We start from the raw sequence: 12,282 nt of genomic DNA on the forward strand, positions 1-12,282 counted from the left end.
AATGAGACAGGCACCATTGTTATTAGTTCCGTTAATTACGGTTCTCTACACTAGGCATCTCGTGGCGGTCCTCGGAAACCCTTACCCAGCCCTAAATGACACGAAATATGCTGAGCCCAACGACTGAATTGGTGATTAACAGAATGATTTTGGCTAGGGTGGAGAAGCGATATCCTGCCAGGCGAATACTTTGCGTTTTCCGGTTCGGTCCGACAACCTGCCAGCCAAGTAATTCAACGAGGATACAGACAAATCTGCAAGTCCCTCGATAATTCCTAGTAAAACGGCTGATGCTCCAGCGATGGTGGTAAAGAAAATCGCGAAGACGGAAAAAATTATCTCGGAACTAAGGTCAGTCTACAAACTCACAAAACCCAGTTTGAGTATGTCGGGATGCAACTCAAATCTTTTGGGTGCCATCCCGTCCTTATTATTGCCGCTCTTGGCGCTCATGATCTGGTTTGAGACAAAAGGTGCAATCCGTTAATGAATGTTAAATACCTGAGAGTCTACTCGGACAAAACATGCATTCTTCAATTTTTAAAACGACCTCGGATATGTAAAAGTTCAAAATTAGATGATTGTTCGGTTACCTACTAAGAAGCATTTGTTTTTTCATCAATCTACTTGTCGCTTTTTTTAATCAGCACATAAGTGATACCCAGAGCTATCACTACCAATGCCGATGCACTTACATACGCGGGATCCAAATGTTTATAATCAAAAACGATAATTTTTCTTGAAATAGCCATTAACGCAGTGGCTACAACGAGTGTGACAGGAATTACATCACTTCTGATATATATGGTTATGTTTAAAAATATTTCTATAGCTATCAATACGGCCAAAAAGGAGCCAAATGTTTCCAATAAGTCATTAGTGTTCATCAAATAACGTGGCGATTCGCTAATTTTGTCCCAAATAACATAAAGTACATCAAGAATACTTAAAAGAATGACAAAAACCATTAGTATGGACAAAAACTTAACACCTATGCGTATTGTACGGTGCAAGTATTTGATAAATGGATCGTCATGCTCCACTGGAAGCTCCTCATGACTTTCTGTACTTACTTGTTTCACAAGTTTGCTACGTAAGTGGGTCAATAAAGGACCAATAATGTTTTTATGCGAAGCAAAACCGGCGGGAGTAAAGTCATTTTCAAAAAAGTTATTAAGCCCTTCTATTTTCCTTAATTCTTTGGGGTCTATTTTCTCAAAGCCCATGCTCCAATATGTGAATGCTCGTTCGGTTATATTGAGTTTTTCAATAAGTGTGCAGTTTTTGTGACGGGGGTCTTTTTCTATTGTTCTATACAGGTTTTCAACGGCCGCCTCTTCACCCTCCAAGACTTGAAAAAAAGTCCCTTTTGAATAGAGGAGCATTCCGGTTATATTTTGGGCACCATTATTTGTCCGAGCTTGTTTTAACAGTTCTAGCAGTTCATCTGAGCTCCACTCTTTGTTTGCGGTGCTGGCATAAGTCAGTCTAATCATTGAGTACCCTTAGTTTAGTCGTTTTCATCATGCCAGTTTCTGTGACCACACTTACACTACCGTTGAATACCAGATACAGTGGATAATTTCTACTTGGATTTTTTGTAATTAACGACTAATCGTTATTGCTATGTATCAACTTGCTCGTGTCAAAACCCAATTCTGCCGCTTTTTCGACGAGAGTATTTTTTATGTTCTCATCTATTTGTGATTTTCTTGCCAGAATCCAAAAATATGATTTGTCAGGGCCGCTTACGAGTGAATATTGATAATTTTTATGGTCAAGATCAAACACAATATAAGAGCCATAAAATGGACCAAAGAAAGAAACTTTCAAGTACCCCTTATCTGTCCCGCTTACAAAATAAGCCTTCCCTTCAGCTACTTTCCACTTATTTTCTTTTGCAGAATATCCGCGATTTATAACTTTTAAGCCACCATCATCTCGTAAACTATATTCAGCTGTTACTTGGGATAAACCTCGTTCGAATGAGTGATCCAGCCTCGCAATTTCATACCACTTACCGAGATAACTCTCCAACTTGAAATTTTCAACCGGTTTCACATTTTCAGGTATTCCAACGCACCCCGTTAATAATAAAAGCAAGGCTATAAATAATTTGTTCATATTTTTTCGACCTACAAAGTCTAACGAGACACCTGGGTTTCTAGGTTCGCGGGAAGGACAAATCGCACCAATAGGTGATCGGCACGATAATACCAATTAGTTGACGTCTTTATTTCAAAACTTCGCTCAGTGCGATGCCTAGAGCGATGGCAATTCCTTCGCCATATGCCGGATCAGCCTCCCAGCAGTTACCAATATGGCGAATATGAATTTCGCGTGGCGCAGCGCCAATGGAACGCGCGGTGTTCTCGAACAATATCTGTTGTTGCGCCGATGTCATCAGACGGAACAGTACGCCGGGCTGAGAGTAGTAATCTGTATCTTCGCGATGATTCCAGTGGTCAGCCGCGCCCTCCAGGCTTAGCGGTGGCTCGGCAAAATCCGGCTGCTCCTGCCACTCGCCGTAACTGTTCGGTTCATAACCAAGCGTGCTGCCGTGGTTGCCGTCGACGCGCATGGCACCATCACGATGCGAGCTATGAACCGGGCAACGGGCGGCGTTGACTGGAATCAGTTGGTGGTTGACACCCAAGCGGTAACGCTGTGCATCACCATAGGAAAAAATCCGCCCTTGCAGCATTTTATCCGGAGAAAAACTTATACCGGGTGGCACATTGGCGGGGTTGAAGGCAGCCTGCTCCACTTCGGCAAAGTAGTTCTGTGGATTGCGGTTGAGTTCCAATATGCCAACCTCAATAAGCGGATAATCTTTGTGTGGCCATACTTTAGTTAGATCGAAGGGATGATAAGGAACCTTCGCAGCGTCAGTTTCCGGCATGACCTGCACGCACATCTTCCATTTCGGAAAATCATTACTTTCAATGGATTCATACAGGTCGCGCTGATGGCTTTCGCGATCCTTGCCGATCAGGGCCTCGGCATCGGCATCAGTGAGATTCTTTATTCCCTGCTGCGACTTGAGGTGGAATTTGACCCAGAAGCGTTCGTTATTCGCGTTGATAAAACTGAAAGTGTGGCTCCCAAAGCCGTGCATATGACGGTAAGTGGCGGGAATGCCGCGATCACTCATTACCACGGTGATTTGGTGCAGCGCCTCCGGCAGCAGGGTCCAGAAATCCCAGTTATTCTTTGCGCTGCGCATGTTGGTGCGTGGGTCGCGTTTTACGGCATGGTTCAGATCAGGAAACTTCAGCGGATCACGTAGAAAAAACACCGGTGTGTTGTTACCAACCAAGTCCCAGTTTCCTTCCTCGGTATAAAACTTGATGGCAAAGCCGCGAATGTCGCGTTCGGCGTCTGCTGCACCCCTTTCACCGGCCACGGTGGAGAAACGAACAAACAAATCAATTTTCTTCCCCATTTGAGAGAAGATATGCGCCCGAGTGAAATTAGTGATATCCCCGGTGACGGTAAAAGTGCCATAGGCGCCGGAACCTTTTGCATGCATGCGCCGTTCGGGAATGACTTCGCGATCAAAATGGGCAAGTTTTTCCAAGAACCAGACATCCTGCATAAGCTGTGGGCCACGCGGGCCTGCGGTCATCACATTCTGGTTATCGACTACTGGACATCCGGCGTTGGTGGTTAGCTTCTTTTTTTCATTCACCGCACTATCCTTTTATTCAAATGGTTTAGGTTTCGGCGTTTCTTTTGTTGAAGGGGGAAGGATTGGTAACATGAGCTCGGGCTGCTTGCCGGTCAACGACTTTAAGAATGCCACGATTTTTACATTTTCTTCCTTGGTAAACTTGCGGCTCAACTCTAGCCTACCCATAGTGTCCACAGCTTCTTCCAAGGTTTCAACGGCACCATCATGAAAATAGGGATATGTTAGCTCCACGTTTCGCAGGGTGGGCACTTTGAACACGAAACGGTCATCATCATTGCCTGTTACGGCGAATCTGCCTTCAGCCTTATTCGTTGTCTTGTAGGTCTCAAAGATTCCAAATTTTTGGAATGAACCACCACCTACGGCAGCGCCATTGTGGCAACCCGTGCATCCACTTTCCTTGAATAGCTTATAACCCTCCAGCTCAGTTAGACTCAAAGCTTGCTTTTCACCCTTAAGCCATTTATCAAAACGTGAATCAGGTGTGACCAAGGTTTCTTCGAATGCGGCGATCACTGCGGTTACCATTCCGATATCTATTTTATCTGTGGCAAATAATTTCTTGAAACGGACCTGGTACTGGGGAATTGACCTTAATACTGAAACTGTCAGCTCATGGGTAAATGCCATCTCTTTGGGATTGGCAATAGGGCCACCAGCCTGCTCTTTCAGATCTTTGGCGCGACCATCCCAGAATTGGGCCAGGCTCATACTGGAATTCAATACTGTTGGCGAATTGATTGGCCCCTGCTGCCAGTTATGGCCAATGGATGTTTGCAGATTGTCCGTGCCGCCCATGCTTAGGTTGTGACAGGAATTACAAGAAATGAATCCAGACTTCGATAAACGTGGGTCAAAAAAAAGCATCTTACCTAGCTCTACCATGTCTGGATTCTTAGGCTTAACGTCCTCTATTGGTTGGATCGGTTCATCAGCAGCAAGCGCGATTGCAGGAACAAAAATGGATCCGATTGACAGCACTGCTATGACTAATGCTCGAATTAACATCGACAATCTCCCAAAATTATAATTATTGTAGCGCAGCTGATACTAGCCATAAGTTACCAATATGATACGTACACCTTGCCCCAGCATGGTGTACGTATCGACCTACCATGTCACAGCTGAATCAGATGATGAATGTACCGATCAAAACGTCACATTGCGGTCACGTTCAGCCACGACCTTGATGTAATCCGGCATTCCTTTTATTGTTGCACCCGTCACTAGATCCTCCGCCATGATCTGCCGAGCCACAGCACAGGCGCCGCAGACCCAAATCGGCACTTCCGCCGCCTGCACTGCAGCCAGCAGCTCCTTCAATGGAGTCAGGTTCACGCCTTGGATATGATCAGCCGTTCCTTTGCGACCGAGTGTCACGGCTTCGTTCCAGAGCCAGAGCACCACATCATGCCCTTGCTCCTTTGCCGACTTCGCGGCAATGAAGGGCAACGTGGCCATTGTCGGATCGTCTGTGCCTCGACTGCCAGATATTATGAAAGTTGCCATCGCTTATCTCCTCTCTCATTTATTCGTGAAAACTACAGATTGAGCATCATGTGTCACTCATGATGCTGTCTTGTCACTCTATCCTTGTCTCACTTTTTGACAATAACGCCACATGCAATCCTGGGGCCACCTGGAGCGTCTTTTGTTGGAGGATCTGGAAGGAATTGGTCTTCAAGTCCATGAATAATAAATGCAGTCCCATCCGCATCGAAAAGGGTCGTCAATCCGGGGGACAAGGTAACCCGGCTCGTCATGGCATACATCGTGCCTTTACCGTTCTCATCAACCTCAAGATTGGGTAGGTCGCCTAAATGATAGGGGTGATTTCCTAGGCCTGGACTGACATTCGCCTCTGGGTTGACCATCGGATCGATATTGCCATCATAATGACCTTTCGCAGCCCCAAACGTTGGTTCGCATGCTCCTGTTTCATGGAAATGAACCGCGTGCCGTCCGGGCGTTAACTTGCTGCCAGGCTTACCTTGAAGCGTCATCTTGACTTTGACGAGCCCTTCATATTCCTGATACAGCTGAGCTTCACCGGCAATGCCCGGGCCGGAGATTGTCGCCTCTGCACGAAGCTTTTTATTTAGATTCCCTGCGTGATGTCCACCTTCTTTTCCTGCGTGATGGTCATCTTCGGCAAAGACTGGATTGGTAGCGCTACCCACGATCAATGCCAATGATAGGGATAATTTAGTAATAAATTTCATGTGTTTCTCCTAATTTAACAGTTATAAAAATGATTTTATGTTGCTGTACATCTACATCTGTCGCTTTGAATCTGTCGCTTTGACGCCGATGCTCGGCGTCCTTTGATCAATGTGCTAGTGATCTAATGTAGTGGATAAGTTGCCACGCCTCCTCGTCCGATAGGCCAGAGAACGATATCATGGGCGTTCCATGTGAACCTTGCTTAATAATCCAGAACAACTGACCATCGGGAATGTCCTTCATCATCGAGTTGCAAGTAAAATCTCTCGGTCGCGGTACTGAGGCTGTACTCATTGTGCTTTTACCGTCACCTTGATTTCCATGGCACATCGTGCAGTTGGCGGGCTTGGCTGTTTTCAAGAAAAGTGTTTCCCCGGCCTGAATCGCTTTGACCGACATAGGGAGAGGATTAATTTTGGCCAGAAAATCTGCGGGTGCTTTCGCCGTCTTCTTGCGCGACTGCCAGCAGGAAGCTTCCGTCTCGAATTTCCACTCGCCCCAGACAAGATCAGGCCCCTTGACATTAGGGTGTGGGTCGGGTTGACCATCCACCCGGTGACAAGGAATACAGGTCGGCCGAATAATTTCTTTTACGTGTGATTGATCACTTGCGAACGATAGCTCTGGAGACGATACTAATCCCAGCAAAGCGATGAGCGAACTTCCAATACCTGCTCCTCTTCTAATATCCATATCGCAATCCCTTTCATATTGAGTGACCTAATTGATCCTCTACCACTTGCAAGGAAAGTTTGGCCGGAGAGAAAAATGTTATCTTAAGGTCACCTCTAAAAATTCAAGTTTCTGGGTGGGGCACGAGTAAAAAGTTTGAGCGCGGCATGTAGTTGAAATGTAGAAATTATTTTTTTAGTGTAACCCTGTATTCTGACGAAAATTGGATATTTAGACGTGCCTGTCATTAGTTTAATACTTGCTTGATCATAAATCTATCAGGTATTTAAGTCACTGTCTGTGTGATACCGCACATTACGATGCAATAGCCAATGGATATAACGACTGCAGACAATAGTCCAAACCTCGTCAAAATTTTTATCAATCTGATCGTACAGGTTGAATTTAATGAAATATTACGAAAATTATTCGTTTCATCTCGAGGAGGCGCGTATTGTAGCCTTTGAATTCCTGCTGATGCAGCAACTCAAGTCTGAACGTATTCCAACGTAAAGAATCGATTAACGCCAAATATACGACGATTCAATATATTAAATCACAAAAAGCAGTCCAGCGAGCATAACGTCACGTAGCATGAATGCAGATTGGATAAACGAAATGATAATCGCCAGATAATTAGGGGGCGTCTCATATTGAAGTGCAAACAGCTAAACGTTATCTGTTATAACTGAAAGTGAGAACCAAGAAAACCTGCTTTGCTTATTCTCGAACGTCGTCAATCTATTCGGGTTATAGGGTTACAGCCCTTAGCGTGCTTTATCTTCCGTTTTCTGAGACTCCCCCAATTACGCGTGTTTGCACATCTCGCTGGTACTGAAACGTGAACTGCAGATTGAATTTACTACAACATTGCAAGTAATGCCGGGTAGGTTGTACGCCATTTTTATAACAAGCGCATTGAGCGGCGAAATATCTTACGAATCCAGACTGGGTTCTTCTAGATGTTTATACTTCGCATAATGTATATTATGTAAAATATAAGAAGAATTGGCCGGAAGATTAAAAAGTTTTTTTGGGTACTTTTCAGATACATATTTCAGAAACGTTCTGACGCTTTTTGGTTTTTAAGGCAACCATATGACGACATAGTAATCAGATTTACTCGAAATCGACGCCTTCTTGTTGGAGACGTTTTTTTCTGCTGAAATTCGTCGATTTTGTTTTAGAAGTTTGGACAGAGTCAAAACTTCTAAATTGCCTCAACGTAATTTTTACAATCAACAACGTTATTTATTTTGGTCGCTCCATGCCCAGTGTGATCAGATAGCGGTTTATTGGCATATCTGATCACACTGCCATTCTCATAATCAGTCACTTTTTTGTAGTACCAATTATTGCGGCGATCAATTATCTGATGAATTTCTACGACCTTATCCAAATCTCGATTTATATCGAGGCAATTCTTAATTTCAATATAAGGTTTACCTGGGTCTTTCATTCTGGCTTTCAATGACATGAAAACTCGAGCGCCCTCACCTTTTATGTCACCTGCACAATCATGAGAACGCTTTGTACTGCAACATTTTTGACAGACAGCTCTTTTCTCGGGCGTTTCGTTAAAGGTATCAACGATAGCATTGCAAGTCCCGCACACATTCATAATCATTACCTAAAAAGTTTATTGGCTGTTTACCCTTAACCGTCATATGCAGACTGTCCTTTATGCTATTTTCTTGTCTCCAGCCATGTCGGACGAGGCCTGTTCCGTAGACTCAGTAACGCCAGGCTGAGACAATACCAAGCTGATGAGGGTCTGGCCTGCCTGGGGTTTTATTTTACCTTCTGCCGTAAATATTTGAAGATTGCCATCTTCCGTAATCAAGAAAAGCGGTAGCACTTTGCCCGCATACCGTGCTTTCAATTCTTCCAGACCGAATTCCTCGCTTATCCTGGATTTTTTAACGATGGCCTCATCGGTAAACCATTCTAGCAAAGCAGTGTGCGTCATACCTTTGCCAAATAGAAAACGTCCTCTGAGATGACGCGAATAGGCATCAAGCAGCTTTTCATCATCAGGGATCAATTGATAGGTTTGCGAACGACCAAACAGCGAGGCAAAGTGCAAGGTTGCCAGCGAATTAACATCATCGTTGGTAGTCATGGCCATGAGTTTGCCTATCCCGCTGATCTCGACGCGATCCAGTACATTGTCGGCAAAAATACTGGCATAGAAAGCTGGGATGCCGGCCATGCGCGCAGCTAAAATATTGTGTCGGCTGTTATCTACCAGCATCACCGGATAGCCCTCGTCATACAGGGTTTTGGCAATATTGCGTACCCAAGATTGCCCGCCCAGAAAAAGCACACCCTGCGGATGCGCCTTGGCTAAGCCCAGCCGCCGTGCCACCAGTGGCGCCGTCAATCCATATAGAGCGACGGTACCAATGATGATGAAAAAGGTCTGCGGCACCAGCACTTCAGAACCGGCCAACCCTACCTCTTCCAGCCGCAGGGCAAATATAGACGCCACCGCTGCAGCTACAATTCCTCGCGGGGCCATCCAGGATAAAAACAGCTTTTCCTTGGTGCTCAGTTTGCTTCCAAAGGTGGACACGAAAACTGATGCGGGTCGCGCAACCAACACCAGCACCAGTAGAAACACGAAACTGGCGATGCCGATCTGATCGAGGTCCGCCGGCTTGAGATGCGCCGCCAACAGAATGAACACGCCGGCAATCAACAATACCCGCAGGTTTTCCTTGAATTCGACGATGTGTTGAATCGATACCGATTTTTGGTTGGCCAGCGCAAATCCCATCATGGTGACTGCCAGCAGGCCCGATTCGGATTGCAGAATATTGGCACCGGTAAATACGGCCACCACAAACATGACTGCTACCGGATTATGCAAATAGTCGGGAATGTAATTCCGCTTCATGCAGAAGCCCAGAACCAATGCGCCCAGCAATCCCAATAGCGTACCGATTCCGATGGTTTTCAGCACCGTGATCATCACCATTATTTCGGGCTGCGTCCCCGATTCCAGAATCACCTGAAACACCAGCACCGCTAGCATGGCGCCAATCGGGTCGATCATGATGCCTTCCCATTTCAGAATGGCACCCGTCTGCCCGGTGGGGCGGATAAACTGCAGCATCGGGCCAATCACCGTTGGGCCAGTGACCACGAGCACGGCGCCCAGCAGAATCGCCAGTGACCAGTCCAGTCCCAGAATCCAGCGTGCTGCGACGGCGCCGATGAACCAGGTGATGGCCGCACCCACAGTTACCAACCAGGCTGTCACTCCGCCGATGGCACGGAACTCTTTCACCGATAGGCTCAGCCCGCCTTCAAACAGGATCATGGCCACCGCCATTGACACCACGGGATAAAGCAGGGACCCAAGCAAGTTGTCAGGATTAATCCAGCCAAAAACTGGGCCGGCCAAAATTCCGAATATCAGCAACAGAAGAATCGACGGGATACGCATGCGCCACCCCATCCACTGGGCCGCAATACCCAGGACGACGACGACACTGAGACTGACTAAACTGTGCTCAACCATAGGTAGATTTCAAACCTCGTTAAATAGGGTTAGTCGCTTGGACAATCGGCATCAGCCCTTGTTAAGGGCTGATGAGAAATCAACGCGACGACTCCGCGCGCTTAAAGCAAAATAGTGGGCACTGGTGAAATATCATTCTGCTCAATTCAGGAAATTGAACTGCCTACTCACTACCTGCCAACAAGAGCCTAAGTGCAACAACCATACCATCGCGTACAGTTGTATCTTTATACGTCAATACAGCACAAATCCTGTCGCACAAAACCGGCAGACGATTGTAGAAATATATCGCGGTTGAAAAGAAATACGGCAGCCAGCAACGCATTTGCGTGTGGGCCAGCGACAACGCACGGATCGGGTCGTCTTAAAAATCGATCGCGCCGAGGCGACCAAACCAAACTCGTCGCCTCACAGTCACCTTGCCAGTCCGATTTTAATCGTCAAAATCACAATAGGCGTCTCGCCTTGCACGTTCCCATGGCAAGAATTTATCGCAAGCGGTAAGCCATGCGCCAGAATCAATATTCAATGGGGTCTACCATTGAATTCGCAGATGACGACCGCCGATTGGAAGCATAACATATCCCACTGATGGGCCGCAGCTCTCAGGGTCGACGAACTTGAAAACGAATCTCGCTTAAACTGAATTTCGCCCCCACCGCCCTGTAATGCACCACCGATTCTTCGGGATAAGTGGTAAGCATCAAATTCACGTAATCAATATCCTCATGCTAAAATACAAAAAAACCTTGCGGAGCATAAGGATAAATTATGACTTTAAATCAATTTTATACGGAGAATTTTGCCGCGATAAATGTTTCATTTAATCCGGCGTTCGAGAGGGTCTTGCCCAGAAGTGGGCGAGCTCTTCGACTTTGCACGTTAGGCGTCAGTTTTATCTCTGTACTGCGCTTTGTCACATACCCATGCATCGCATAAACGCTGTACGTGCAGTAGCAATACTTGAGGTGTTCAAGGGCGCACTTGTGCTCCTTACGGGTGCGGGTCTACTGTCGCTTGTGCATAAAAATGTTCATGAAATTGCCGTTCGCTTAGTCGAGCATGCGCATCTCAATCCAGCATCGAAGTTTCCTCACATATTCATTGACGCTACCAGCCACTTTCAGGATTCTCGCCTAGTATTTCTTGCGATGGGTGCAGCAACCTACTCTGCCATACGCTTTGTCGAAGGTTACGGGCTCTGGCACGAGCGAGCATGGGCAGAAGTTCTCGCTTCAGTCAGCGGGGCCGTCTACGTTCCATTCGAGCTTTGGGAGCTAGTCAATAAGGCATCACTACTGGGAATGGTCGTTTTGTTAGTAAACGTTGGCGTTGTTTCTATAATGATTCGCGCGCTCATACGCAGGCGGATTAACTCAAGTTTATAATCCATTATGTGGGCATGATCAGTTGCCACAGTCGATTCCATATTGAGTTTTTAAATATTTTTTCTTTTTCCATTTAGACAATGCTTCGCACCACACTTTCCACACCTGAACTTCGCGAAATGCTGTTGCGAATTCTATCAATCTCCGCTTCGTTGGCTGGTTTTTGTGTCGCTGGTATTGGTCTGCTCAACGCACAAGCTAAGGCACAGCGTTTCTCCGGGCTTGGTGACGATCTCTTAGCTGTCGCTGCGGTACTCTTCTTGCTTTGCACGTACATGTCGTTTTGGGCTCTGCGCACCGAACATCAAGCCAGGCTTGTGGCACTCGCACGGGTCATCGATATTCTATTTTTGGGTGGGCTCACTCTCGTTGTTCTGAGTGGTCTCGGCATCGTCTATGCACTTTATTAGAAGGATTTAGATTACATGGTGATCGAAAAACTAGCCACAATCTGAACATTACGCTCAAGCGTGACTGCGCAAAAGCTACAGTGGATCCTGATATTCAGACATTAAATTAAGGTGGTAACCTGTTGCGAATGAGAAGCAGCAGGTTATGAGTGAAACGAAGCACAAGAATTTTAGTGATGAGTTTAAGGCCAAAGTAGCACTTGAAGCAATTGCTAATGCGTTGCGTAGTAGAGAGTTTGACCGCAAAACAAAGCCGGGCGCTTAGGTGTACTTAGCGTATCTTTCCAAGCATTCGGTTGGTGATAGCTAATTTGTTGGTAACGTAGAATTTGTGAGACCTGAGTAGTAGAAGATAATTGCCCTCCAATA

Annotated in this window: 11 protein-coding genes; 2 read left to right on the forward strand and 9 right to left on the reverse strand. The window is 46.1% G+C overall.

Annotation, left to right across the window (positions count from 1 at the left end; translation table 11 throughout):
- Window positions 1–623 precede the first annotated feature (623 nt).
- From MJ769_RS10910 to MJ769_RS10950, 9 genes are all read right to left on the reverse strand, one after another.
- Window positions 624–1,496 (reverse strand): phosphate-starvation-inducible PsiE family protein, encoded by an 873-nt coding sequence (locus MJ769_RS10910; RefSeq protein WP_239237166.1) that lies wholly within the window; start codon window positions 1,494–1,496, stop codon window positions 624–626.
- A gap of 115 nt (window positions 1,497–1,611) precedes the next feature.
- Window positions 1,612–2,124, reverse strand: a complete 513-nt coding sequence (locus tag MJ769_RS10915) for a lipocalin family protein (RefSeq protein WP_239237167.1) — start codon at window positions 2,122–2,124, stop codon at window positions 1,612–1,614.
- 109 nt (window positions 2,125–2,233) lie between these two features.
- Entirely contained in the window at window positions 2,234–3,691 is a 1,458-nt protein-coding gene (locus MJ769_RS10920) for a catalase (RefSeq protein WP_239237168.1), read from the reverse strand.
- A gap of 12 nt (window positions 3,692–3,703) precedes the next feature.
- On the reverse strand, window positions 3,704–4,702 hold the full coding sequence (locus MJ769_RS10925; RefSeq protein ID WP_239237169.1) for a cytochrome-c peroxidase: 999 nt from the start codon (window positions 4,700–4,702) through the stop codon (window positions 3,704–3,706).
- A gap of 141 nt (window positions 4,703–4,843) precedes the next feature.
- Window positions 4,844–5,203: a DsrE family protein gene (locus MJ769_RS10930; protein ID WP_239237170.1), complete on the reverse strand. Its 360-nt coding sequence runs from the start codon at window positions 5,201–5,203 to the stop codon at window positions 4,844–4,846.
- 89 nt (window positions 5,204–5,292) lie between these two features.
- Window positions 5,293–5,916: a superoxide dismutase family protein gene (locus MJ769_RS10935; RefSeq protein WP_239237171.1), complete on the reverse strand. Its 624-nt coding sequence runs from the start codon at window positions 5,914–5,916 to the stop codon at window positions 5,293–5,295.
- Window positions 5,917–6,022: 106 nt separating this feature from the next.
- Window positions 6,023–6,610 (reverse strand): c-type cytochrome, encoded by a 588-nt coding sequence (locus MJ769_RS10940; RefSeq protein WP_239237172.1) that lies wholly within the window; start codon window positions 6,608–6,610, stop codon window positions 6,023–6,025.
- Between the two features lie 1,189 nt (window positions 6,611–7,799).
- Window positions 7,800–8,066, reverse strand: a complete 267-nt coding sequence (locus MJ769_RS10945) for a hypothetical protein (protein WP_239237173.1) — start codon at window positions 8,064–8,066, stop codon at window positions 7,800–7,802.
- Window positions 8,067–8,270: 204 nt separating this feature from the next.
- Entirely contained in the window at window positions 8,271–10,115 is a 1,845-nt protein-coding gene (locus MJ769_RS10950) for a cation:proton antiporter (protein WP_239237174.1), read from the reverse strand.
- Between the two features lie 926 nt (window positions 10,116–11,041).
- Here MJ769_RS10950 and MJ769_RS10955 point away from each other — a divergent pair.
- Both MJ769_RS10955 and MJ769_RS10960 read left to right on the forward strand, forming a co-directional pair.
- Window positions 11,042–11,503 (forward strand): DUF2127 domain-containing protein, encoded by a 462-nt coding sequence (locus MJ769_RS10955; protein WP_239237175.1) that lies wholly within the window; start codon window positions 11,042–11,044, stop codon window positions 11,501–11,503.
- Window positions 11,504–11,628: 125 nt separating this feature from the next.
- Window positions 11,629–11,913, forward strand: coding sequence for a hypothetical protein (locus MJ769_RS10960; RefSeq protein ID WP_239237176.1), 285 nt, complete (start codon window positions 11,629–11,631; stop codon window positions 11,911–11,913).
- Window positions 11,914–12,282 lie beyond the last annotated feature (369 nt).

Origin of the sequence: Candidatus Nitrotoga sp. BS (genome assembly GCF_927797785.1) — a bacterium.
Taxonomy (GTDB): Bacteria; Pseudomonadota; Gammaproteobacteria; order Burkholderiales; family Gallionellaceae; genus Nitrotoga.

Coding starts and splice junctions, on each gene's coding strand:
- MJ769_RS10910 (WP_239237166.1), bottom strand. CDS start 1,496: ATGATTAGACTGACTTATGCCAGCACCGCAAACAAAGAGTGGAGCTCA.
- MJ769_RS10945 (WP_239237173.1), bottom strand. CDS start 8,066: ATGTCATTGAAAGCCAGAATGAAAGACCCAGGTAAACCTTATATTGAA.
- MJ769_RS10925 (WP_239237169.1), bottom strand. CDS start 4,702: ATGTTAATTCGAGCATTAGTCATAGCAGTGCTGTCAATCGGATCCATT.
- MJ769_RS10930 (WP_239237170.1), bottom strand. CDS start 5,203: ATGGCAACTTTCATAATATCTGGCAGTCGAGGCACAGACGATCCGACA.
- MJ769_RS10915 (WP_239237167.1), bottom strand. CDS start 2,124: ATGAACAAATTATTTATAGCCTTGCTTTTATTATTAACGGGGTGCGTT.
- MJ769_RS10935 (WP_239237171.1), bottom strand. CDS start 5,916: ATGAAATTTATTACTAAATTATCCCTATCATTGGCATTGATCGTGGGT.
- MJ769_RS10950 (WP_239237174.1), bottom strand. CDS start 10,115: ATGGTTGAGCACAGTTTAGTCAGTCTCAGTGTCGTCGTCGTCCTGGGT.
- MJ769_RS10940 (WP_239237172.1), bottom strand. CDS start 6,610: ATGGATATTAGAAGAGGAGCAGGTATTGGAAGTTCGCTCATCGCTTTG.
- MJ769_RS10955 (WP_239237175.1), top strand. CDS start 11,042: ATGCATCGCATAAACGCTGTACGTGCAGTAGCAATACTTGAGGTGTTC.